This window comes from Arthrobacter sp. StoSoilB22 (assembly GCF_019977315.1).
Lineage (GTDB): Bacteria > Actinomycetota > Actinomycetes > Actinomycetales > Micrococcaceae > Arthrobacter.
On record NZ_AP024652.1, the window covers coordinates 1612117 to 1635269 of the forward strand.

A 23153-nucleotide genomic window follows, 5' to 3' on the forward strand; every position below is an offset into this window, starting at 1 on the left:
GGGACGGGTCCGTCGGGTAACCCCGGCGGACCCGTTCCGTTCCCGTTTCTACTTTCCAGGAGGAAGTCATGGCTGATCCCGCACGCGCCGCCAAGCTGGCACAGCGGATAAAGGTGGTTGTTGCTGAGGCCCTCGGACGCCGGGTCAAGGATCCGCGCGTCGAGTCCATCACGGTCACTGACGCCCGCGTCACCAATGACCTTCAGCACGCCACCATCTACTACACCGTCTTTGGTGACGATGTAGCCCAGGCAGACGCCGCCAGGGCATTGGAGAAGGCCAAGGGTGTGCTGCGGCAGGAAGTGGGCCGCAACATCACTGTTCGCCTCACTCCCACCCTCGAGTTCGTGGCTGATCAGATCCCGGTCAATGCCTCCAACCTTGAGGAGCTGCTCCGTGAAGCCAAGCGTCGCGACGCTGAGGTGGCCGCTCTGGCCGCCAGTGCCAAGCACGCAGGCGAAGCAGACCCCTACAAGGGCGATGCTCCGGAGGACATCGACGAGGACGACTTCGACGAAGAGGACACTGACCTCTCCGGCGACAACGAGCTCGACGAAGACTCCAACCGCTAGACCACTCTTCGAGTTTTTGTACAGCTAATGCCCTTAAGAAGCCTTCTTAGGGGCATTTGCTGTACAAAAACTCGTTAGGATCAGTGCATGTCGGCGCACAGTCCCCAGCAACGTGATGAATACCTGAACCTGGCCATCCAGCTGGCCGTGCGTAACGTTTCCGACGGCGGCGGCCCTTTCGGTGCCGTTGTGGTCACCCCGGACGGAACTGTCCATGAGGGAGTGAACCGGGTAACGCTGGACCACGATCCCACGGCACATGCCGAAGTGGTGGCCATACGGCGCGCCGCAGCAGCAACCAAGAGCTTCGACCTGAAGGGTTCCGTTCTCTACACAAGCTGCGAGCCATGCCCGCTCTGCTTGTCCGCCACGCTCTGGGCCAGGATCGGGCGTGTGTATTTCGCGGCCGATCGGCACGGTGCGGCCAGGGCCGGCTTCGACGACGCCGTGTTCTATGAGTACTTTGCCGGCACCCGGCCGGAGCTACTGCCGGTGGAGCATGCCGCGTTGGCCGCCTCAGATGAACCCTTCGAGGCGTGGCGAAACCATACCCACCGGACGGCGTACTAAAGACCCGCGAAAGCTAGGGCTTGGCTGGGAGGCGGTTGACGCCGTCGAGCAGGCCTTGTTGGCCACCGCAGAGGGCGATCCTGATCCATCCCTCGCCAATCGACCCAAACGCAGTGCCCGGCGCGAACGACACGCCCGATTCCGCAAGGAATTTACGCACCCAGGTCCGGACGTCCCCGCCACTCACATGGGAAACATCAGCCCAAAGATAGAAGGCCCCCTGGGCGCCAAGGAACGGAATTCCCTTCTCCGCCAGCACCGCCGACGCCGCATCCCGGTTGCTCCGGTAATGGTCGCGAGCCTGCGAAACGTAGTCCTGCGGCCCCGTCAGCGCGGCCAAAGCTGCGTACTGCGAAGGAGACGCGACGCAGGACACGATTGATTCCATCACGTTGTTCATTTTTTGCTCCAAACCCGGAGGACAGATCAGCGCCCCGATCCGGAGGCCAGTCAGTCCGTAGGTCTTGGACAAGGTCAGGGACGTGAAGACCCGGGCTTCGCCGGGGACATCGCTGTCGAACCGTGCGGGACTGATATGGGGGACATCGAACGTGAAGGCTTCATAGCACTCGTCCGAGATGATCCAGAGGTCGTGCCGGACTGCCAGTTCCACCAGCTCGCGCGTGGCTTTCTCACTGATCACGGCGCCCAGGGGATTGGACGGGGAGTTCAGCACCATCACGCGGGTCCGTGGCGTGATCAGGGCCTCGATGTCCTCAATGTGCGGCTGGAAGTCGTTCTGTGGATACAACGGATACTGCACAGGCACGGCGTGCAGCAGCCGGCTGGTCATGGCGAAGGTGGGGTAGCCGGGGTTGGGAATCAGGATCTCGTCACCGGGGGAGAGGAGAAGGCTCATGGCAAAGTGCAGTCCCTGCTGGGCGCCGTCCACCACATAGACCCGCTCCGCACCAATAGTGACCTCTTGTTGCTCCCGGAAGCGAGCGGCGAAGGCCTCGCGGAGGGCAGGGATCCCGGCGTTGGGTGTGTAGTTGGTCTCATCCCGGTCCAGGCAGGCAATGCCGGCGTCCAGGACGTGGCGGGGGAGGGCAAAGCCCGGCTCGCCGATGCTGAGGACGATAGCTCCGGGAGTGGACCAGGCAGCTTCGGTGATCTCACGGATCTGGTTCACGGGGACGTCGCGGACGTGTGCGGCAAGCTCAGGCATGGGAGCCATCCTAGCCACCCATATACTGGTAAGCGTGCTTTCTGGACTGGTAATCGTTGACAAACCGCAGGGATGGACCAGCCATGATGTGGTTGGCCGGATGCGGCGGCTGGCCGGCACCCGAAAAGTGGGGCATGCTGGCACGCTCGATCCCATGGCAACCGGTGTGCTGGTGCTGGGCATTAACAAAGCGACGCGTCTCCTGACCTACATCGTGGGCACCTCCAAGACGTATACGGCCACCATCCGGCTGGGCGAAACCACCATCACTGACGACGCCGAGGGCGAGGTCACGGAGGCCCGCAGCGCAGCGGCCATTACCGACGACGCCATAGCTGCCGGCGTTGCTGCCCTCACTGGGCCCATCCAACAGGTTCCGAGCAGCGTGAGTGCCATCAAAGTCAACGGCGAACGCTCCTATGCCCGCGTCCGCTCGGGTGAAGAGGTTAAGCTCGCGGCCCGCCCGGTCACCATCCACCGCTTTGATGTCCACTCCATCACCAGGATCGACGGCGGCAGGGTAGTCGACGTCGAGGTCACCGTGGAGTGCTCCTCCGGCACGTACATCAGGGCGTTGGCCCGGGACCTCGGCGGTGCCTTGGGCGTCGGGGGACACCTCACAGCCTTGCGGAGGACCCAGGTTGGCCCATACTCCCTGGACCAGGCCCGCACGTTGGAGCAGCTGGCAGAAGAGCTTGAGGTTCTGGAGATGTCCTTGGCGGCACGTGCACTCATGCCTAACCGGGAGCTCAGCGAGGACGAAACCACCGAAATCTCCTTCGGCCGCCGCATCGCTGCCGGTCCGGGAGCAGGAACGCCCGACGCCGCCACGGCCGAAAAGCCGGCCGCAGCCTTCGCGCCGTCGGGAGAGCTGGTGGCGTTGCTTGCAGATACAGGCAACTTCGCGAAACCCGTGCTGGTCTTTGCGCCGGGAACCGGGCAGGCAAAGTAACCATGGACGGATACTTTTACGCCATCCTGATCGTCGGATTGGTGTCCACGGTCATGTGCATCGTGGCTGGTTTGATGAAGAAGGCCCCGAACGACCCCACCATCTTCTCCGTACTCGCCGTTGAGCTGGTTCTGGTGGTGTATCTGGTGGGCTCGATCGTCCGGGTGGCCATGGGCGAACAGATGGCCGGTGAAGCCTGGGAGTTCTGGGGCTACCTCATTGTTGCCATGATGATTCCCTTGGGAGCCGTCTATTGGGCCATCCTTGAACGAACCCGCTGGAGCAACTTTGTCCTGGCAGCAGTGGGCGTTACTGCCCTGGTGATGGCCGCCCGCATGAATCAGATCTGGTACTGACCTTGAAGAAAGAACACAACGTGACTGGAACCGAGACCAACCCGGCCAACCGGCAGCCGCAGCGGAAGGACACCCGGAACACCGGCCCTGGACGCCTGCTGATCGCGGTCTACGCAATATTTGCGTTGTCGGCCACAGCTCGTGCCGGTTACCAGATCGCCACCAAGTTCGCCGAAGCTCCCTTGGCGCATATCTTGTCGGCGTTCGCCGCCGTCGTCTACATTGTGGCGACTGTCTCGCTTGCCAAGCCGGGCCGCACTTGGTTCAAGGTTTCCCTGGCTGCTGTGCTCACTGAGCTTGTGGGTGTGCTGGTGGTAGGAGCGATCAGCCTCTTTGATCCAATTGCTTTCCCGCATGACACCGTGTGGTCCCTGTTCGGACGTGGATACGGCTTTGTTCCGCTGGTCCTGCCGATCCTGGGCCTTTTGTGGCTCAACAAACGCCGACCGTCCTGAGTCAAACACCCTAGCGGGTAACCTTAGATTGTTCCGGCGCCGGGAGGTTGCCGGGCGGAACGAACATCTGCAGTAAAAGGCGAGGTTGATGGTCCACATCTGGAACGATCCCACTGAAGTCCCCAAGGACTTCGGACCTACTGTCGTTACCATCGGGAACTTTGACGGCGTCCATCGGGGTCATCAGCATGTTCTGTCGCAAGTGACCGACACAGCCAAGCGGCACAACATCCCCTCGGTTGCCGTGACCTTCGATCCCCATCCCGCTCAGGTCCACAGGCCGGATTCTGCTCCTGAGCTGATCATGGGGCTCCGGGACAAACTGGACGCCCTGGGCGACACCGGGGTGGACGCTGTGTTGGTGATGAAGTACACCCTCGACCTCGCCGCCATGACGCCGCTGGAGTTTGTCCGTGAAATCCTGGTTGAGGGACTTCACGCCGCGCACGTCGTTGTTGGTCACGACCTCCGCTTCGGCGCCGGCAATTCCGGCGACGTTCTCACTATGCAGGAACTGGGCGATCAGCTCGGTTTTGGTGTGCAGGTTGTCCATGAATACGGCGCCGGAGGCTTCCCGGTCCATGACGACGGCGATGCCGACCGCCGCTGTTCCTCCACCTGGGTGAGGGAGGCCTTGAGCGAAGGCGATGTAGTTACAGCTGCCGCGGTGTTGGGCCGCCCCCACCGCATGCGCGGTGAAGTGGTGCACGGAGCGGCCCGGGGACGGGATCTCGGCTTTCCGACGGCAAACCTTTCCCATGATTCCACCGGATACGTACCAGCTGACGGCATTTACGCGGGGTGGCTGATCGACCAAGCCGGCACGCGCTGGCCCGCCGCAATCTCCGTTGGTTCGAACCCCACCTTCGACGGCGTCAGCCGGCAGGTGGAAGCGCACGTGATCGACCGCCCCGAAGAGAACGTGGAAGACTTCGACCTCTACGGGCAGAATGTTGCCGTCGAATTTACGCAGCGCCTGCGCGGCATGGTGGCCTACCGTGGGCCGGAGGCTTTGGTCGAACAAATGTGCCTCGACGTAGCCCAGGCGCACGACCTGTTGACCCGGCGCCAGGGGCATTTCGACAACACTGCTGACGTGCCGGTAAACTGATCAGTGGATCCGGCTGCAGTCCGTGGCGGCTGGACCTGTTTTTGTGTGCGGCAACGTACCAGGGACAACCCGTCAGCGAGGCGCTGTTGCGGGAGGCACGGCACAACTCTAGGAGTTCACGTGGCACTTGACGCCGCTGTAAAGCAGTCCATCATCAAGGAATACGCAACCACTGAAGGCGACACCGGTTCACCCGAGGTCCAGGTTGCAGTCCTGACTCAGCGGATCAAAGATCTGACTGAGCACATGAAGGAGCACAAGCACGACTTCCACACCCAGCGCGGTCTGCTGGCCATGGTTGGTCGTCGCAAGCGCATGCTTACCTACCTGAAGAACACTGACATCGCCCGCTACCGTGCGCTCATCGAGCGTCTCGGCCTGCGCCGCTAGTCTGACTTAGGGGCGGCCCGGTCCCCAGCGGAACGGGCCGCCTTTTTCACCAACAACTAAAAACAGGAATCAACCGCATCGCGCATTCGCGGTCCTCGGTAGTGATTCCCGGGAACATCATCTGTGACGATGCCAACGCCCGTGGATCTCGATCGATGACCGGGTGTAGTACAGGCCAGGAAAAAAGAAGAGGCCTGGGTTGATGCGGCGGACTTCCGCTAACAGAAACGGAGGTGACTCTCTATGGAGGGTCCCGAAATCCAGTTCTCCGAAGCCATTATCGACAACGGCCGTTTTGGCAAGCGCGTCATTCGCTTCGAAACCGGCCGCCTTGCCAAGCAGGCAGCTGGCGCCTCGATGGTCTACATCGACGAAGACACCGCACTGCTCTCGGCAACCACGGCAGGCAAGCAGCCGCGCGAAGGTTTCGACTTCTTCCCGCTGACGGTTGACGTCGAGGAGCGCATGTATGCTGCCGGCCGTATCCCGGGCTCGTTCTTCCGCCGCGAAGGACGCCCGTCCACCGAAGCCATCCTGGCTTGCCGCCTCATGGACCGCCCGCTGCGCCCCGCCTTCGTGAAGGGCCTGCGCAACGAGGTCCAGATCGTGGTGACCGTTCTGGCCATCAACCCCGATGAGCTCTACGACGTCGTCGCCATCAACGCGTCCTCGATGTCCACGCAGCTTTCCGGCCTCCCGTTCTCCGGCCCGATCGGTGGCGTCCGCGTCGCCCTCATCGCCGACGAACAGGGTTCGCAGTGGGTCGCTTTCCCCAAGCACTCCCAGCTCGAGAACGCCGTGTTCAACATGGTTGTTGCCGGCCGCATTGCAGGTGACGACGTCGCCATCATGATGGTTGAAGCCGAAGCCACGGACAACTCCTGGAACCTCATCAAGGAACAGGGCGCAACCGCTCCTACCGAAGAGGTTGTTTCCGAGGGCCTCGAGGCTGCCAAGCCGTTCATCAAGGCACTCTGTGAAGCACAGGCTGACCTGGCAGCACGCGCTGCCAAGCCCACGGTTGAGTTCCCGGTCTTCCTGGATTACCAGGACGACGTCTACGCCGCTGTTGAAGCCGCTGCTGCCGACAAGCTGGCCGCTGTCTTCCAGATCGCTGACAAGCAGGACCGCGACAACGCCTCGGACGAGCTCAAGGACGAAGTCCTGGGTGCACTTGCCGGCCAGTTCGAGGGCCGCGAGAAAGAACTGTCCGCAGCTTTCCGCTCGGTCACCAAGCACGTTGTGCGCCAGCGAATCCTCAAGGACCAGGTCCGCATCGACGGCCGTGGCCTGACGGACATCCGCCAGCTGACTGCCGAGGTAGAGGTTCTGCCCCGCGTCCACGGTTCGGCAATCTTCGAGCGCGGCGAAACCCAGATCATGGGCGTCACCACGTTGAACATGCTCAAGATGGAGCAGCAGATCGACTCGTTGTCGCCGGTAACGCGCAAGCGCTACATGCACAACTACAACTTCCCGCCGTACTCCACCGGTGAAACCGGCCGCGTCGGTTCCCCGAAGCGCCGCGAAATCGGCCACGGTGCCTTGGCAGAGCGCGCTCTGGTGCCGGTTCTGCCCACCCGTGAAGAGTTCCCCTACGCGATCCGCCAGGTATCCGAGGCCCTCGGTTCCAACGGTTCGACCTCCATGGGTTCCGTCTGTGCTTCCACACTCTCCATGCTTAACGCAGGTGTGCCGCTGAAGGCAGCTGTTGCCGGTATCGCCATGGGCCTGGTTTCCGACCAGGTTGACGGCCAGACCCGCTACGCAGCCCTGACTGACATCCTCGGCGCCGAAGACGCTTTCGGTGACATGGACTTCAAGGTGGCAGGTACTTCCGAGTTCGTCACAGCTATCCAGCTGGACACCAAGCTCGACGGCATCCCCGCTTCCGTGCTGGCAGCAGCACTGAAGCAGGCCCGCGAAGCCCGCCTCCATATCCTCGAGGTCATCAACGCAGCGATCGACACCCCGGACGAGCTCTCCGAGTTCGCGCCGCGCGTTATCGCCGTCAAGATCCCCGTGGACAAGATCGGCGAGGTCATCGGCCCCAAGGGCAAGATGATCAACCAGATCCAGGAAGACACGGGCGCGGACATCTCCATCGAGGATGACGGCACTGTCTACATCGGCGCCACCAACGGACCGTCTGCCGACGCAGCACGCTCCGCCATCAACGCCATCGCCAACCCGCAGGTACCGGAAATCGGTGAGCGCTACCTGGGTACGGTCGTCAAGACCACCACCTTCGGCGCTTTCGTTTCCCTCACCCCGGGCAAGGACGGCCTGCTGCACATCTCCGAGCTCCGCAAGCTGGCCAATGGCAAGCGCGTGGACAACGTGGATGACGTCGTCTCCGTGGGCCAGAAGGTCCAGGTCGAGATCACCAAGATCGATGACCGCGGAAAGCTTTCCCTTTCCCCGGTTGTTGCCGAGGAAGAAGGAGCAGCCTCAGAGGACGCTCCGGCCGAGGCCGCTGAAGAGTCCGCAGAGTAGTCTGTAAGCAGTACACCCGGCAGGGCCGGTGGGCTTGAAAAAGCTCCACCGGCCCTTCCGGCCTTAACCTGAAAGGCCTTAATGACTGTCGTACCCTTGCCACTGGAACAGACCCTTCCCGGCGGCGAATTGATCCATGGTGCCGAGGGCGGTTCCGTCGTGCGGCGCTCGGTCCTGCCCGGCGGCGTGCGCGTCCTCACCGAGGCAATGCCCGGTCAGCGTTCGGCCACCATAGGGTTCTGGGTGGCAGTGGGTTCGCGTGATGAAGCGGACGGCCAGCATGGTTCCACACACTTTCTTGAGCACCTGTTGTTCAAGGGCACCAAACGGCGCACAGCCTTGGAAATCGCGTCCGCCTTCGACGAGGTGGGCGGTGAATCCAACGCGGCCACAGCCAAGGAAAGCACCTGCTACTTCGCCAGGGTCCTGGATACAGACCTCCCCATGGCCATCGACGTCATCGCGGACATGATCACCGGTGCGGTCTTGGATCCTGCCGAATTGGAGCAGGAACGCGACGTCATCCTTGAGGAGATCGCCATGGACAGCGACGACCCCACGGACGTCGCCCATGAGAAGTTCGTGGCCGCTGTCCTGGGCAACCACGCGCTGGCACGGCCTATCGGGGGTACGCCGGATGCTATTAGAGCCGTGGCAAGGGATTCGGTATGGGCGCACTACCAGCGCTACTACCGACCGGAGGAACTGGTCATCACCGCAGCCGGCGGACTGGATCACGACGTCGTCTGCCAGCTGGTTGTGGATGCCCTGACAGCTGCTGGATGGCAGCTGGACGCCGACGCCGCGCCGGTAGACCGCCGGGGCACGGACCGTGCCGTCATCACGGGCACGGCCGGACTGCACGTAGTAAAGCGTCCTGTGGAGCAAGCCAATATCATCATGGGTTGCCCAACGATCGTTGCCACCGATGACCGCCGGTTTGTCATGAGCGTGCTCAATGCCGTACTGGGCGGAGGCATGTCCTCACGCCTGTTCCAGGAAATTCGTGAAAAGCGCGGCCTGGTGTACTCCACCTACTCTTTCACTGCCGCGTATGCGGACGCTGGCTACTTCGGAATGTATGCCGGCTGCACGCCTTCCAAGGTCCGCCAGGTGTTGGAACTCCTGGGCCTTGAGCTGGACAAGCTCGCCAAGGAAGGTATCACCGAGGAAGAGCTCCGGAAGGCTGTGGGGCAGCTTAGCGGCGGGATTGTCCTCGCGCTCGAAGACACGGGCTCCCGGATGTCGCGTCTTGGCCGGGCGGAATTGGTGTCCGGGGAGTTCCAGGACATCGACGAGACCCTGGCACGCATCAAGGCCGTCACCGTAGAGGATGTCCAGGACCTCGCCCGTGAACTCGCAGCGGCGCCCCGGACCATCACTGTTGTTGGTCCCTTTGAGGAAACCGAAACTTTCGGGCTCTAGGTTCCCGTCCGGAACCTCTGGACTCCCGCACTGTAAACAGGGCAGCATGATCACACGATGATGCTGCCCTGACTACTTTGGAGCCCTGATGGATGCGCCCTCAAGCGGCCAAGCCGCGGAGATGCTGCGGGATTTCCTTGGTCATTGGCGCGGCATTACGGAGATCGCAGCGTCTCCTTGGGGAACTGCTCGGACTGCAGAAGCCGAGGCGGTGTTTACCAAGGCTGCGGGCGGATATGCCGTGGTTCAGAGCTATAGGCACCGCGAAGCCGACGGCACGCATTTCGAAGGTCATGGCATGTTCACTGTTGACCGGGACCACGGCGACACGCTGTGGTACTACGTGGACAGCATGGGACGGCCACCGGCGAGCCCGGTCCGTGGGACATGGAATGCAGGCACGTTGACCCTGGACCGGCGGACAGCCGACGGCGTAGCCCGGCACACATTCCGCGTGGACGATGGCGTCCTGGTGCACACCGCAGACTTGAGGCTTGAAGGATCCGCTGAGTTCAGCCCGTTGTTGAAGAGCGTGTTCCGGAAAGCGTGAACCCGCGCAGCGCTGGCGCCCTGTGCGGTCCTAGCCTCCGGCGAACGGCGGCAATACGTCGATGACGTCGTCGCTTCCCAAGGGAGCTGTACGGTCGCGGACGGCCACCTCGTTGCGAAGGAAACTGCTGCGTGCCACGATCCTGGCGAGCGGCGGCGTGCCTTCGGGGGGAAGCGGACGTTCGACGGCGAGGGCAGCTTCCAGCAGCGCCTCCAGGCTGGCTCCTTCCGGGAGGGAGTGAAGTTCTTCTTCCACCCCGGCGGCCGCGCGTGCGGCAGCGAAGTAACGGACAAGCAAAGGTTCAGCCTCCGATTGCGCTCATGCTGCGGTCCGGCTGGACGAAGTCCGCTGCGCCGAGACCTGTGTGGTCCATGCCGTGGGCTTTGGGTTTGACCCACATGGCGTCCTGCCACCGCGACGCCAATTGGTCATCCGTGGCACCTTCACGAAGGAGGCCCAACAGGTCGAATTCTTCGCGGGAGAAAAGACAGCTCATGATCTTGCCCTCCGCGGTGATGCGGGTACGGCGGCAGTCGGAGCAGAACGGCTCAGTGACTGATGCGATGATGCCGACTGTACCGAGGACCGGCCCTGTGGCGACGCCCGTTGCCGCGTCCCGGCGTCGTACTTCAAACCGTTCGGCCGGTGCGCCGTCCCGCTCGCGGGGGTCGTTGTCCAGCACGAAGTCTCGGGAGAGCAGTCCACGAATCTCGGCGGCCGTGATCATGTTGCGTCGGGTCCAGCCGTGGTCCGCGTCCAAGGGCATTTGTTCGATGAAGCGGAGTTCGTAGCCGCGGCCCAGGGCCCATTCCAGAAGATCCGGCGACTCGGCGTCGTTGATGCCGCGCATCAGCACAGCGTTCAGTTTTACCGGGCCCAACCCGGCCGCCCAAGCGGCATCCACGCCGGCCAGGACGCGATCCAGGAAGGGGCGACGGGTAAGTTTGGTGAAGGTCTCCTCATGGAGGGAATCGAGCGAGACATTGATGCGGGTAAGACCCGCGGCTTTCAGTGCTGCGGCCTTCTTATCCAGTCCCACGCCATTGGTGGTCATGGAGATGGGGAGGTCCGGGTGGTCCGCGCGGATGCCGGCAATGATGTCCACCAAGTCGGCGCGGACCAGGGGCTCGCCACCAGTCAGGCGGAGTTCCCGCACGCCCAGGGCGTTGACGCCGACACGGACGATTCGGACTATCTCGTCCCTGGTCATCACTGCCTGTTTCGAGAGCCATTCGAGTCCCTCGGCAGGCATGCAGTAGGTGCAGCGCAGGTTGCACTTGTCCGTCAAGGAAAGGCGCATATCCGTTGCGCGGCGGCCATAACGATCCCACAGCCCGGTGGGCGTGCCGGCTGGACGTGGTGGCGGAACTGCAACGCCGCTTTCCGGGCTGCCTGCCGCGCCGCCCGGAGGGGGCACCGGCATGCCTAGCTGAACACTCATAAATTCAGGCTACGCCACCGTGGCTGGATCAGTGACACCCGTTACAGTCGCAGAGTCCTTTACCCACACAGTTCTTACGGATTCCAAACGCTTGTGCACTTTGGGCCAGGAACGCGTGCCGGCCACCGTCAGCAAACCTATGCTGAAAGCGTGACCACAAATGCGGCATCAGCAGCGGAGCCGGGGAATCGTCGGATCCTCCTGGTGGAGGATGAACAGACCATTGCCGACGTCGTCCGTGACTACCTGCTCAAAGCCGGGTTCCAGGTGGACATGGCGGGGGATGGTTTCACCGCACTCGACCTTGCAGCCACGCGGCAACCCGATCTTGTCATCCTGGATCGTATGCTGCCAGGCCTGGACGGCGTGGAGGTGTGCCGTCGGCTTCGTCTAAGCATGAGCGTTCCCGTCATCATGGTCACAGCCTTGGGAACCGAAGATGACCGGATATTGGGCCTGGAGATGGGCGCGGATGACTACGTCACCAAACCCTTTTCCCCGCGTGAACTGGTCCTCCGGGTGAAGTCGGTACTGCGCCGGAGTATCAAGGAGTTCACTCCGGAACCGCCGGTGGAAGCCGCAGGACTGGAACTGGATCCTGCCTCCCGGACCGTGACGCACCACGGAGTTCCGCTGGCTCTGACGGTCCGTGAATTCGACCTCCTGGCTTTCCTGATGCGAAGGCCCCACCAGGTCTTCAGCCGGGAAGAACTCATCAAGGCCGTATGGGGCTGGGACTTCGGTGATCTGTCTACCGTCACCGTTCACGTCCGGCGCCTACGGGAGAAGATAGAAGCCAACCCCACCAAACCCGAACTGCTTAAGACAGTTTGGGGCGTTGGCTACCGCTTCGATGGCAAGCGGTCTGAGACCGAAACTGTGCGGCCCGACGTGTCAGGGCCCGACGTGTCAGGGCCCGACGTGTCGGGGCCCAACGTTTCAGGGGGTGACCATGGAAGGCAGTGAGCTGTGGATCATCCTGGCATGGGTCCTGTTCTGGGCTGTGGTCATTGGGGCCGCCACGTGGGCGCTTCTCAGGCTGCTCCGCCGGGCCTCGGTACTCGCCCAGATCTGCCTGGTGGTGGTTGCCACTGTAGCTGTGCTGGTGGCAGGAATGGTCAGTGCCTTCAACGCGATGTTCATTTCCGCGCGGGACCTTGAGGTCATGTGGTACATCCTGGCCACTGCCTCAGCCGTCGCCGTGGCTCTGTCACTGATGCTCGGTGCCGGCGTCTCACGCAATGCGGCCCACCTTGTTGACGCTGCCCGACGCCTTGGTCGTGGCGAAACACTGGAACATACCGTGGCCGAGGGTCGGGGGAGCGCTCCCGCCATGACATCCGAACTCGCCGAATTGGCCCAGGAACTTGAGGCCAGCAGCCGCAGCCTGGCCGAATCGCGGGAACGCGAAGCTGCTATTGAGGCCGCCCGCCGGGAGCTGGTGTCATGGATATCCCATGACCTCCGTACACCATTGGCCAGCATGCGCGCCATGACCGAGGCCCTTGAAGACGGTATGGCATCAGATGTGCAGGGCTATTACCGGAAGATCATCGGGCAGACAGAGCAGATGACGGCCATGGTCAACGACCTCCTGGAGCTGTCCAAGATTCAGGCCGGCACCCTCCGCCTGCGTGCCGAACCGCTGGACTTGTACGACCTCGTCAGCGACGCGATCTCTGACCTGGCGCCGCTAGCCGCCAGGAAAGGCATCAGGCTCGACGGCGGCGGTGACCGTGAGTGCATGGCCGTCGCCGACGGACCAAGCCTCGCCCGGGCAGTGCGGAACATACTTCTCAACGCCATCATCTACAGCGAACCCGGCAGCGACGTCCACATCAGCGTCGGCGGCGAACGCGTTGGAGGTTCCAGCGGGAACGCCGTGATCGCTGTGGAGGACCAGTGCGGCGGCATCCCGGACGAGGACCTTCCGCACCTGTTCGAAACGGGATGGCAGAAAGACCCCGCCCGTCGCACTACGGAAGAGATGCAAGGCAGCTACAGCGGGGCAGGCATCGGCCTGAGCATGGTGGCTGGCATCGTCAAGGCGCATGGGGGAGCGGTCACCGTGGATAACGTCGACGGCGGTTGCCGCTTTGCGCTGTCACTTCCGGCCAAGGCGCCCTCATCGGAATCGCGGATGCCGTCCACGACATCAATGACTCCCACCCATCAACCCATCGCCAGAGAACACCGCCATGGAGGCATCTCATGAGTACGCTCGCACCCGGTACCACCCAGCAGCGAGGCACCATGGGCAGGCCCGCGCTGTGGGCGGCAGCCGCCGGCGTAGCAGCCGGTGCCGCGGGGATCGCGGCGGGCGAACTGGCTGCCGGTCTCCTGAGCCCCCTGGTATCGCCTGTTACAGCCCTCGGTGGTGCGGTGATCGATGCCGTACCGCCCGGGGTCAAGGATCTGGCGGTGCAGTTGTTCGGTACTGCAGACAAGATCGTGCTGGTGGCCTGCATTGTGAGCGTCGCAGGAATTCTGGCGGCGCTTGCTGGCATCCTGGAACGTCGCCGCACCGGCTGGGGCCTGGCACTGGCTGGACTGGCGGGCGCAGCCGGACTGACCGCCGTCGTGACCCGAGCCCAAGCGAGCCCCCAAGCGGCCCTTGCACCGATCGTTGCCGCCATTGTCACCATGCTGCTGCTGCGAACGCTCATACGTCGGCTCGCAACCTGGGCTCCCTCCGAAGAAACCCCCGGCCGTGAGGAGGCACCACTGGCTCGGCGGAGCTTTCTGAACGCCTTGGCTGGAACCTCACTCGCCGCCGTCGTGGCCGGAACAGTGACCACTGTCCTCACCAGGGCTACAGCAGTGGCGTCAGGTTTCCGCGGTTCCATGACGCTCCCGGAACCCGCCACGCCGGCGCAAGCCATTCCTGCAGGTGCGTCCCTTCCCGTGGATGGCATCAGCCCCCTGGTCACCCCGAACGCGGATTTCTACAGGATCGACACCGCCTTGACGGTGCCGGCCATCGATCCTCCTGCCTGGAAACTGAAGGTCACCGGAATGGTGGAACGCGAAGTTGAAATGGACTTCGCCACCCTCCTGGCCAAGCCCATGACAGAACGCCACATCACCATCGCCTGCGTGTCCAACAATGTAGGTGGCGACCTCATCGGCAATGCCCTCTGGCTGGGCTGGCCCGTACGGGAACTCCTGGCCATGGCAGGACCCAAGGCCGGCGCGGACATGGTCCTCTCCACCAGTAACGACGGCTGGACGGCCAGCACTCCCTTGGAGGCCCTCACAGATGACCGTGACGCGCTCCTGGCCGTAGGCATGAACGGAGAGCCGCTCCCGCTGGAACACGGATTCCCCGTGCGGATGATCGTGCCGGGACTTTATGGCTTCGTCTCGGCCACCAAATGGCTCACTGAACTCAAGGTCACACGCTTCGCCGACGACACCGCGTACTGGACGCCCCGTGGTTGGAGCGATCGAGGTCCCATCAAGACGCAATCGCGCATCGATGTACCCCGCAGCGGCCGGAGCGTCCAAGCAGGCAAGGTGCAGTTCGGCGGCGTAGCCTGGGCCCAGCACAGGGGAGTCAACCGCGTAGAGCTCCGCGTCAACCGCGGACCATGGCAGCAGGCAGCGCTGGCCAGCCCGATCTCCTCAGACACCTGGTATCAGTGGCAGTTGGGCCTGGATCTCACGCCAGGGGACTACGAAGTGCAGGTCCGGGCAACCGATTCCACCGGTGTTCCTCAGACTGAAGACAAAGCGCCGGTAGCCCCGGATGGTGCCACCGGCTATCACACCATCAACGTCAAAGTGGGCTGAGGCCCTAGTCTGGGTACGTCCGGAGGTTTCGCCGGAAGCCAGCGTGTCCACACAGGAGGATGTCCGTGCCCAGATCTGTTGCAGCCCACCGCCAGGCAGTGGTGGAACTGCTGACCGGTGTCCTAGCCGACAAAGGGCACCTCCGCATGCCATTACTGGAGGCACTGGGTAGGGCGCTCGCCGTCGACGTCCACGCGCCACTGTCACTGCCCCCGTTCGCCAACTCCCAAATGGACGGATTCGCCGTCCGCTCAGCAGATATCCCCGACGGCGGTGCGGAGCTCCGGGTAGCGGAGCCGGTTCCGGCAGGTGCCGCGCCGGCAGCTCTCAAGCCCGGCTTTGCCGCCCCCATCATGACCGGAGCCGTGATCCCCGAGGGGGCCGACGCCGTCGTGCCCATTGAAAAGGCCACGCCGAACACTTTCCCGGACCCTGCAGCGGGCGAGGCTACCGTGGTCCTGCCTTCAGTCGCCTCCGGCACCTACGTCCGGGACAGCGGCAGCGACATCGGCAAGGGTGCGCTGGCGTTGGCCGCCAGTACGCGGATGGGGCCCGCACAATTGGGCTTGCTGGCCGCCTTGGGCCTGACAACCGTTCAGGTCCGCCAACCCTGCCGTGTCCTCCTGGTCACCACCGGAGATGAGGTAGTGGAGCCGGGGTCCGAACTCACAGCAGGCAAGATCTTCGATTCCAACGGGACACTGCTCGAAGCGTCCATGCGACAGGCCGGCCTGGACGTGGTCCGCACCGGGATTTCCGAAGACGATCCCTCCAAACTGCTGGCGGTCCTTCGTCGTCATACCGGGCCGGCGGAGGACCGGGTAGATGTCATCGTCACCACCGGGGGAGTGAGCAAGGGCGCCTACGAGGTAGTCCGGCAAGCCATGGCGAACCAGCCGGTGGAATTCCAGCCGGTCGCCATGCAGCCAGGCGGACCGCAAGGATTGGGCACCTTTGAGGGCGTGCCCTTCCTGGGCTTTCCGGGGAACCCGGTCAGTTGCCTGGTCTCCTTCGAAATGTTTCTCCGGCCCGCCCTTTCGCAGGTACAGGGAACCCCTGCCCCGAGGCCGGTGGTCAGGGCACGCCTGAGCGAATCGCTGACCTCCCCGGAAGGAAAACACCAGGTTCGCCGCGGAACCATGGGCACCGATGGCACGGTCCGGATGGAAGGTGGCGCAGGTTCCCACCTGGTCCATGCCCTGGCCCGGGCAAACGCCCTGGTGCAGATCCCCGGCGACGTCACGGAACTCGCCGAAGGGGACGAAGTGGAAGTATGGATGCTGTGAACCACACTCCCGAAAATTCCGGTGGCCTGACCCACCTCAGGCAGGACGGCACCGCGCAGATGGTGGACGTCTCCCAAAAAGCCGTCACTACTCGTGTTGCGACTGCCACGGCCACTGTCCGCAGCACGCCCGCGGTGCTGGCCCTGCTGGGTGCCGGCGAGCTGCCCAAGGGCGATGCCCTCGCCGTGGCGCGCGTCGCAGGGATCATGGCGGCAAAGAAGACCCCCGATCTGATTCCGTTGTGCCATCCATTGCCGATCTCCAAGGTCACCGTGGACTTTGAGCTGGACACCGACTCGATTGGCATCCTGGCAACGGTCAAGACCAAAGGCGTGACCGGCGTCGAAATGGAAGCCCTGACGGCGGCCTCGGTGGCGGCCTTGAGCGTCTACGACATGATCAAGGCCGTGGACAAGCATGCAGTGCTGACCGATATACGGGTCTTGGCCAAGAGCGGCGGAAAAAGCGGAGACTGGGACATCTCCGGAGCGGCTACCTCCAGGGAGGCCGGCGCGTGAGTGCATGCGAGCCGAACGTTCCCCGGAAGGCCGGCGTCGTGATCGCTTCAACCCGAGCAGCTGCAGGCGTGTACGCCGATGAGACCGGTCCGATCATCCTCGATTGGCTCACCGAACACGGTTTCGATGCTTTCCCTACCATGGTGGTGCCGGACGGTGAGCCAGTTGGCGCTGCCCTAAGGGCTCTCCTGACCCAGGATCCAGCCGTAGTGATCACCAGCGGCGGCACGGGCCTTAGCCCGGATGACCGCACACCGGAAATGACGCTGCCGCTGCTTGAGCGCGAGATTCCGGGCATCATGGAAGGCATTCGCCGCGCCGGCGCTGCCAAAACCCCCATGGCCATGCTCAGCCGTGGCCACGCCGGAACAGCAGGGAAGACGTTTATCATCAACCTGCCTGGATCCCCGAAAGGCGTCATGGACGGCTTGGCTGTCCTGGACCCTGTGATCGGGCACCTTTGTGAACAGTTGGAAGGAAATCATGGGCACTGAAACAAACTTTGAAGTGGTCAGCGCCGTTCTCAGCGCCGAGCCGATTTCCGTGGACCAAGCCATCAAGGCGGTCGAATCGGATACCGCGGGAGCCGTTGTCAGCTTCAGTGGCGTCGTCCGAAACCACGACGGCGGCAAAGCTGTGGACCGGCTGAGCTACAGCGCGCATCCCACAGCCCACCAGGTGATGTCAGAGGTCGTGGCGCAGCTGGTGGCAGAGCACTCCGGAGAAGCTGCACAGCCGGTTCGGATCTGGGCAGCCCACAGGATCGGCATGTTGGAGATCGGGGACCCCGCGCTGGTATGTGCGGTGGCTGCTGCCCACCGCGGCCAGGCGTTCGCTGTGTGTGCCGAGCTTGTGGACCGGGTCAAAGAGCAGGTCCCCATTTGGAAGGAACAGTTCTTCACTGATGGCACTGTGGAATGGGTCGGGGCAGGGGAGTAGGCCCGAGTCACGGTTCCTCCCGGGCTCCGACCCGGCGGTAGGGTTAACGGCATGACCGAACAACTTGCTGTTGCAGTGCTGGGTGCCCACGGGCGTATGGGAATGGAAGCCGTCAAGGCTGTTGAGGCAGCCGGAGACATGAAGCTGGTGGCCGCTTTGGGCCGCGGCGATTCCTTGGAGAAACTGCTCGACGCCGGTGCACAGTATGTTGTTGACCTCACCGTTCCGGACACCACGGAGGCCAACGTCCGGTTCGCCGTAGAGCACGGCATCCACGCAGTTGTGGGTACCACCGGCTGGGACGCCCACCGGCTCGATTCCTTGCGGAGCCTCTTGGAGCAAAAGCCGGACACCGGTGTTCTGATCGCCCCGAACTTCGCCCTGGGATCTGTGCTCGCCACCGCTTTCGCGGCCAAGGCCTCGCAATACTTCGAGTCCGTGGAAATTATCGAACTGCACCACCCCAACAAGGTGGACGCCCCATCCGGAACGGCAGTGCGCACGGCGCAGCTGATAGCTGAAGCGCGCCAGGAAGCCGGCGTCGCGGCGAGCCCTGACGCCACGGAAACATCACTGGACGGTGCAAGAGGCTGCGACGTGGACGGGGTTCGAGTCCACAGCGTGCGCCTGCGCGGTTTGGTTGCTCACCAGGAAGTGCTTTTCGGTGGTTCCGGTGAGCAGCTGACGTTGCGCCACGACTCCTTCGACCGAGCCTCCTTCATGCCCGGAGTCCTTCTGGGGCTTCGTAAAGTTGCAGCCAACCCCGGCCTTACCGTGGGCTTGGATGGCTACCTGGACTTGGGTCTCTAAAGCCATGGGTAATTTCTGGACGTCCCTGAAGAAGAACCGCACCAAAATCTGGGTAGGTGCCATCACCTTACTGTTGGTCCTATACCTGGTGGTTTCGGTGCAACGCTCCTTCCTGTTGCTCGGTGACCCCAATCTGGTTGCCAAGGGAATCGGGGCCGCTTACTTGGTCCTGCCGGTTGTTGGCGCGTGGGCACTCATCCGCGAGCTGCTTTTCGGTGCACGCACCGAGCAGATGGCCAAGGTCCTGGAAGCCGAGGGCGGTTTGCCCGTTGATGACCTTCCGCGCACCCCGGGCGGGCGCATTGTCCGAGCGGCCGCTGACGCAGAGTTTGAGAAGTACCGCGCCGAAGCAGAAGCCGCACCCGAGGACTGGCGGTCCTGGTTCCGATTGAGCTGCGCGTACGATGCCTCCGGGGACCGCAAACGTGCCCGCGCGTCCATGCGCGATGCCGTGAAACTCTTCCGCTCTCAGCCCACTGCCGCAGGCCGGTGACTGCCAAGGCGTGATGCGGTGTGGGCTACCCATTCCAATGGTCCGCGGTGCTGCAGCACCGCGAAACAAACGCCAATCGCAACGGCAGTGAGGGCTTGGGCCCAGTACATCCCTTCGTCCGTCCACCCCGAAGGCAAAGGCTGGTTGGTGAAGGCGGACACCACCCAGACGTGGGCAGAGTAGAGGCTCAGGGTCATGGCACCCGGCCCGCTCAGCAGGATCAGGAAATTGATCCTGATCCGCTCCGCCAACGTGCCAAGCAGCAGGAACAACCCCACTACGGCCGCAGCAACGCCGCCGCTGTGCAGCAGGTCCAAGGTGGTCCCGGCATGCGGGGCTGCCGTTGCCAGCCACCACCAGGAGCCGGTCTGTTCCAAGCCGGTAACGTTCACCTGAAGCATGCTTTCCAAGGGATAGCCCCTGGTGACAGGGAGGGCTGACAAGGCAGTGCGGCCACCCCATGCCTCCATGGCCAGGATCCCGACGACTTTCGCCACGCCGGCCACCGCGATCCCGCACGTCACCAGCAGCAATTGGATCCTCGCGGTGGTCAGCGCCAAACGGCCTATCACCAGTCCGATCAACAAGTAGGAGATCCACTGGAACACAGGGTAATAGCCGGTGAAAAAGAGGTCGGCGAGGAGGCGTGCAGGAGTCCCGAAATCCTCCCAATTGGGGTTATGGCCCAACGTCAGGGGAGGTGCGGCGTCCAGCAGCAGCGGCCGGACCAGAAACGCAAGCAGCGGAGAGAAAAAGACCCAGCCGAGGGCCCAGAAGCAAAGTGCCTTGAGTCGGAGGCCCAGAAACGGCAGGATGCACAGGAAAAGGACGGCGTAGTGAACCAGGATCACTGCGACGTTGACGTCAAGGCCTCCCAACATCAGGCCGACGACGGCAATCACCAAGGCGCGCATGGCAACTCCTCGCCGGGCAGCCCACAATTCCGTGCCGCTGCGGGGCTCCTGTTTGCCCGTACTGAGCGCCAGCCCGATGCCGGCGAGGACTGCGAACAGCGCCGCCGACCTGCCTGAGAACACCAATCCCACAAAGGTCGGTTCCCACTGCGGGGACGGTCCGAACGTGGGCATCAAGTGCGTGGCCATCATTCCCAGCAAAGCCGCGCCTCTTGCGGCATCGATTCCCGAGAGCCGAGAGGAGACCGTGCGTTTGCCGGGGGCATTTCGCGGAGGCGCCGTCTCTTGCGAAGTCATTCAGCGATCGTCTCATAATCAACCGCGCGCTGGCGGTAGAGTTCCATGCCATGGAATCTGTGAACGCCCAGTGGGCCGGAGCTTTCGAGGTCGTTCACGACTCCGATGGATGGCAGCAGTTCAGACGCCTTGATTCGGCGCTGTTCATGCCCCCAGCCACGAATGGGCTGGAGGAGCGTGCCAGGATGTGCGCCGGAATCCACGCGACGTGGACGGCAACGTCGGGGCATGTGGTGATTGAAGCCGAAGGTCCGGAGGACGGATCTCCCTTCGACGTCCTGGTAAATGGAGTTCTCCGGCATCGGGTCCCTGGGGCTGGACGTGTCAGTCATGACCTTGACCTTGATAATATGCCGCCTCACTCCAGAGTTCAGGTGTGGCTGCCGCACTATGGTTTCCTGAGGGTGCTGGAGGTTTCCCTGAAAGGTCAGGACGTGAAGGTTGCCGCGGAAACGGGTAGGAGGTGGATCGCCTACGGAAGTTCCATCACCCAATGCCGGACGGCAAATGGTCCCTCCGAGGCGTGGCCGGCGTTGGTGGCCAGGGAACTCGGCTGGCGATTGCAGTCCTTGGGCTTCGGGGGCGAATGTCAGCTGGACCCCGCGGTCGAGAGCACGATCTCGCAACTTCCGGCAGATATCATTTCCCTGTGCCTGGGCATCAACAGTTACAACGTCGCCGCCTTCTCGGGAAGGACGTTCGCAAGCCAGGTCCTGGGGTTTGTCAGCAATGTTCGTCGGGCACACCCTGGCGTGCCCATTGCGGTCATTTCTCCTGTGTTGTCGGTTCCCCGGGAAAATGTGCCCAACTCTGCAGGCTGGACGCTGGCTGACTACAGGAAAGCAGTAGCCGACGTCGTCCGGACGGTCCGAGAACGCGGGGATGCAAACGTTCACCTGCTCGACGGTGCCAGCGTCTTCGCGATGGAGGAAGCCGTTGCTTTGATGCCCGATACGTTGCATCCCAACAACGAGGGCTACCGGCTGATGGCTGAGCGGCTGGGGCCGCGCCTGGCCGCAGTAGCCACCGGCTGAGCCGCTTTGCTGGAGTGAGTGCTCATCAAACGCACGTCACCGTTGGGGTCTGTGGTCACAACTGTAAAACGAAGCTCTTGTGTTCGAATATATGTTCGAATAATATGGCTGCATGAACGATGCTCCCAAGCCGCCAGAAGGTATTCAAGGACCCATGAAAGCGATGAGCCCCGGGGTCGTCGATTTCCTGTTCAGGCAGCTCGTGGCCGGCGAGCCTCCGGAAGACACCCAGTGGCGGCGTGAAGGTACTGTCCTGGCTGAGCAGCAACCGGGGGCCGAGCTCGCCCGACGCCTGTCCGAGACGGATTTGGCTTCACTGACGCCCCTGGAACTCTTCGAGTACGTTCGCGCCTCGCAGCGCCTGGTGGCTTGGGCGGAGCAACTTAAGGAGCGGGCCGTTGCTCGGTATTGCGCAGAAGAGCCAACGCGGGCGCCTAAGCCAGCATGACTGGAAGGTGCCACTCCCGGCGGCGCGGGAGTCGCACCTGCACGGAAGCTATCTTGCCGCGTTTGGAGCCCCCGCGCCTCGATCACTACAGGTAGCCGCGCACTACAGGTAGCCGCGGTTATTGAGGACCATCGCGGTTAATGGGGACCATTAGGCGGGATCCATTCTTCCAACAAGCCCGTCACAGGGTAACGTTTTTCATATGTCTGACTTGCGCGCTAACGTTCCCGCCCTTGGTACCCTGCTGACCGCCATGGTCACCCCGTTCACTGAGGACGGCAAGGTGGATTATGACCAAGCCGCGGCACTGGCGGAAAAGCTTGTTCAGGATGGTTGCGATGGACTCGTGGTCACTGGCACCACTGGAGAAACCTCAACCCTGACAGACGACGAGAATCTCGGCATGTTCCGGGCGGTCAAAGAGGCCGTTGGCGGCAAGGCTGCCATCATTGCCGGCACCGGCACTAACGACACCGCCCACTCGGTGCACCTCTCGCAGCGCGCGGCTGAACTGGGCGTTGATGGTCTCCTGATCGTCACCCCGTACTACAACAAGCCCAGCCAGGCGGGCGTTCGCGCACACTTTGAGACGATTGCCTCTGCCACTGACCTGCCCGTTATGCTCTACGACATTCCGGGGCGTTCCTCCATTGCGATCGCTCCGGAGACCATGATCGCGCTGGCGAAGCACCAGAACATTGTGGCCGTCAAGGACGCCAAGGCCGACTTCGCCGCCGCGACACGCGTCATGGCTGAGACGGAGCTGCTCTTCTACTCCGGTGATGACGGATTGACGCTGCAGTGGATGGCCCTAGGAGCCGTCGGCCTGGTGGGCGTTACCACGCATGTAGCCACGCGCCGCTTCCGCGAGCTGATCGACGCCGTCAACGCCAACGACCTCGCCAAGGCCAGGGCCATCAATTTTGAACTGGAACCCGTCATACGTGCAACCATGACGCGGGTCCAAGGCGCAGTAGCCGCCAAACAGATTCTCAAGTGGCAGGGAGTCCTGCCCAACTCGGTTGTCCGTTTGCCCCTCGTGGAGCCGGACGTGGCCGAGATCGACATCATCCGCGGGGATTTGGCGGAAGCCGGAATGGACTTCGACGTCCAGGACGGTTCCGCCGGAAAGTAGC

At 63.1% G+C, this 23153-nt stretch carries 26 protein-coding genes; 22 read left to right on the forward strand and 4 right to left on the reverse strand.

Annotated features, from left to right (window positions below; translation table 11 throughout):
• The first annotated feature begins 68 nt into the window (after nucleotides 1-68).
• On the forward strand, nucleotides 69-572 hold the full coding sequence (rbfA, locus tag LDN70_RS07640) for a 30S ribosome-binding factor RbfA (RefSeq protein ID WP_024820333.1): 504 nt from the start codon (nucleotides 69-71) through the stop codon (nucleotides 570-572).
• Between the two features lie 87 nt (nucleotides 573-659).
• Complete coding sequence (locus LDN70_RS07645) at nucleotides 660-1142, forward strand: nucleoside deaminase (protein ID WP_223942219.1); 483 nt, start codon at nucleotides 660-662, stop codon at nucleotides 1140-1142.
• A gap of 13 nt (nucleotides 1143-1155) precedes the next feature.
• Here the strand turns inward: LDN70_RS07645 and LDN70_RS07650 are convergent, their stop codons facing one another.
• On the reverse strand, nucleotides 1156-2310 hold the full coding sequence (locus LDN70_RS07650) for a pyridoxal phosphate-dependent aminotransferase (protein WP_223942220.1): 1155 nt from the start codon (nucleotides 2308-2310) through the stop codon (nucleotides 1156-1158).
• Between the two features lie 34 nt (nucleotides 2311-2344).
• Here LDN70_RS07650 and truB point away from each other — a divergent pair, with 34 nt between their 5' ends.
• From truB to LDN70_RS07690, 8 genes are all read left to right on the forward strand, one after another.
• The gene (gene truB, locus LDN70_RS07655) at nucleotides 2345-3262 is read left to right on the forward strand and encodes a tRNA pseudouridine(55) synthase TruB (protein WP_223942221.1); all 918 of its coding nucleotides are present in this window, start codon (nucleotides 2345-2347) and stop codon (nucleotides 3260-3262) included.
• A gap of 2 nt (nucleotides 3263-3264) precedes the next feature.
• A complete protein-coding gene (locus tag LDN70_RS07660) occupies nucleotides 3265-3618 on the forward strand; it encodes a hypothetical protein (protein WP_142939655.1) in 354 nt (117 codons plus the stop codon).
• Between the two features lie 20 nt (nucleotides 3619-3638).
• Nucleotides 3639-4073, forward strand: a complete 435-nt coding sequence (locus LDN70_RS07665) for a hypothetical protein (protein WP_223942222.1) — start codon at nucleotides 3639-3641, stop codon at nucleotides 4071-4073.
• Between the two features lie 88 nt (nucleotides 4074-4161).
• Nucleotides 4162-5184: a bifunctional riboflavin kinase/FAD synthetase gene (locus LDN70_RS07670; RefSeq protein WP_223942223.1), complete on the forward strand. Its 1023-nt coding sequence runs from the start codon at nucleotides 4162-4164 to the stop codon at nucleotides 5182-5184.
• A 120-nt stretch (nucleotides 5185-5304) separates the two neighbouring features.
• Nucleotides 5305-5574 (forward strand): 30S ribosomal protein S15, encoded by a 270-nt coding sequence (rpsO, locus tag LDN70_RS07675; protein ID WP_142939652.1) that lies wholly within the window; start codon nucleotides 5305-5307, stop codon nucleotides 5572-5574.
• 243 nt (nucleotides 5575-5817) lie between these two features.
• Nucleotides 5818-8070 carry a polyribonucleotide nucleotidyltransferase gene (locus tag LDN70_RS07680; protein WP_011774282.1) on the forward strand — a complete coding sequence of 751 codons (2253 nt, stop codon included), beginning with the start codon at nucleotides 5818-5820 and terminating at the stop codon, nucleotides 8068-8070.
• 81 nt (nucleotides 8071-8151) lie between these two features.
• The gene (locus tag LDN70_RS07685) at nucleotides 8152-9495 is read left to right on the forward strand and encodes a M16 family metallopeptidase (protein WP_166842825.1); all 1344 of its coding nucleotides are present in this window, start codon (nucleotides 8152-8154) and stop codon (nucleotides 9493-9495) included.
• 88 nt (nucleotides 9496-9583) lie between these two features.
• On the forward strand, nucleotides 9584-10045 hold the full coding sequence (locus LDN70_RS07690) for a DUF1579 family protein (protein WP_142939650.1): 462 nt from the start codon (nucleotides 9584-9586) through the stop codon (nucleotides 10043-10045).
• 30 nt (nucleotides 10046-10075) lie between these two features.
• On the opposite strand, the gene LDN70_RS07695 is transcribed toward LDN70_RS07690, so the two are convergent.
• Both LDN70_RS07695 and moaA read right to left on the reverse strand, forming a co-directional pair.
• A complete protein-coding gene (locus LDN70_RS07695) occupies nucleotides 10076-10342 on the reverse strand; it encodes a MoaD/ThiS family protein (RefSeq protein WP_223942224.1) in 267 nt (88 codons plus the stop codon).
• A 4-nt stretch (nucleotides 10343-10346) separates the two neighbouring features.
• A complete protein-coding gene (gene moaA, locus LDN70_RS07700; protein ID WP_223942225.1) occupies nucleotides 10347-11486 on the reverse strand; it encodes a GTP 3',8-cyclase MoaA in 1140 nt (379 codons plus the stop codon).
• Between the two features lie 150 nt (nucleotides 11487-11636).
• Between moaA and LDN70_RS07705 the strand changes: the two genes are divergently transcribed.
• Genes LDN70_RS07705 through LDN70_RS07745 form a run of 9 tightly spaced genes read left to right on the forward strand, consistent with a single transcriptional unit; the run spans nucleotide 11637 to nucleotide 19324 of the window.
• Complete coding sequence (locus LDN70_RS07705) at nucleotides 11637-12452, forward strand: response regulator transcription factor (protein ID WP_223942226.1); 816 nt, start codon at nucleotides 11637-11639, stop codon at nucleotides 12450-12452.
• On the forward strand, nucleotides 12439-13701 hold the full coding sequence (locus LDN70_RS07710) for a sensor histidine kinase (protein WP_223942227.1): 1263 nt from the start codon (nucleotides 12439-12441) through the stop codon (nucleotides 13699-13701). The genes LDN70_RS07705 and LDN70_RS07710 overlap by 14 nt, the downstream gene beginning before the upstream one ends.
• Nucleotides 13698-15278 (forward strand): molybdopterin-dependent oxidoreductase, encoded by a 1581-nt coding sequence (locus LDN70_RS07715; RefSeq protein WP_223942228.1) that lies wholly within the window; start codon nucleotides 13698-13700, stop codon nucleotides 15276-15278. The genes LDN70_RS07710 and LDN70_RS07715 overlap by 4 nt, the downstream gene beginning before the upstream one ends.
• Before the next feature lie 59 nt (nucleotides 15279-15337).
• On the forward strand, nucleotides 15338-16564 hold the full coding sequence (locus LDN70_RS07720; protein WP_223942229.1) for a molybdopterin molybdotransferase MoeA: 1227 nt from the start codon (nucleotides 15338-15340) through the stop codon (nucleotides 16562-16564).
• Complete coding sequence (moaC, locus tag LDN70_RS07725; RefSeq protein ID WP_223942230.1) at nucleotides 16552-17082, forward strand: cyclic pyranopterin monophosphate synthase MoaC; 531 nt, start codon at nucleotides 16552-16554, stop codon at nucleotides 17080-17082. Before LDN70_RS07720 ends, moaC begins: the two co-directional genes overlap by 13 nt.
• Nucleotides 17079-17576 carry a MogA/MoaB family molybdenum cofactor biosynthesis protein gene (locus LDN70_RS07730; RefSeq protein ID WP_223942231.1) on the forward strand — a complete coding sequence of 166 codons (498 nt, stop codon included), beginning with the start codon at nucleotides 17079-17081 and terminating at the stop codon, nucleotides 17574-17576. Before moaC ends, LDN70_RS07730 begins: the two co-directional genes overlap by 4 nt.
• Nucleotides 17566-18021, forward strand: coding sequence for a molybdenum cofactor biosynthesis protein MoaE (locus LDN70_RS07735; protein ID WP_223942232.1), 456 nt, complete (start codon nucleotides 17566-17568; stop codon nucleotides 18019-18021). Before LDN70_RS07730 ends, LDN70_RS07735 begins: the two co-directional genes overlap by 11 nt.
• 51 nt (nucleotides 18022-18072) lie before the next feature.
• On the forward strand, nucleotides 18073-18831 hold the full coding sequence (gene dapB, locus LDN70_RS07740) for a 4-hydroxy-tetrahydrodipicolinate reductase (protein WP_223942233.1): 759 nt from the start codon (nucleotides 18073-18075) through the stop codon (nucleotides 18829-18831).
• Between the two features lie 4 nt (nucleotides 18832-18835).
• Complete coding sequence (locus LDN70_RS07745; protein ID WP_014921283.1) at nucleotides 18836-19324, forward strand: hypothetical protein; 489 nt, start codon at nucleotides 18836-18838, stop codon at nucleotides 19322-19324.
• Here the strand turns inward: LDN70_RS07745 and LDN70_RS07750 are convergent.
• Nucleotides 19300-20535: a heparan-alpha-glucosaminide N-acetyltransferase domain-containing protein gene (locus LDN70_RS07750; RefSeq protein ID WP_223942234.1), complete on the reverse strand. Its 1236-nt coding sequence runs from the start codon at nucleotides 20533-20535 to the stop codon at nucleotides 19300-19302. The two genes, LDN70_RS07745 and LDN70_RS07750, sit on opposite strands and share 25 nt — an antisense overlap.
• A gap of 50 nt (nucleotides 20536-20585) precedes the next feature.
• Here LDN70_RS07750 and LDN70_RS07755 point away from each other — a divergent pair, with 50 nt between their 5' ends.
• From LDN70_RS07755 to dapA, 3 genes are all read left to right on the forward strand, one after another.
• Complete coding sequence (locus LDN70_RS07755) at nucleotides 20586-21569, forward strand: GDSL-type esterase/lipase family protein (protein WP_223942235.1); 984 nt, start codon at nucleotides 20586-20588, stop codon at nucleotides 21567-21569.
• Nucleotides 21570-21681: 112 nt separating this feature from the next.
• Nucleotides 21682-22017 (forward strand): hypothetical protein, encoded by a 336-nt coding sequence (locus LDN70_RS07760; RefSeq protein WP_166842814.1) that lies wholly within the window; start codon nucleotides 21682-21684, stop codon nucleotides 22015-22017.
• A gap of 202 nt (nucleotides 22018-22219) precedes the next feature.
• A complete protein-coding gene (gene dapA, locus LDN70_RS07765) occupies nucleotides 22220-23152 on the forward strand; it encodes a 4-hydroxy-tetrahydrodipicolinate synthase (RefSeq protein ID WP_223942236.1) in 933 nt (310 codons plus the stop codon).
• The last annotated feature ends 1 nt before the right edge of the window (nucleotide 23153 follow it).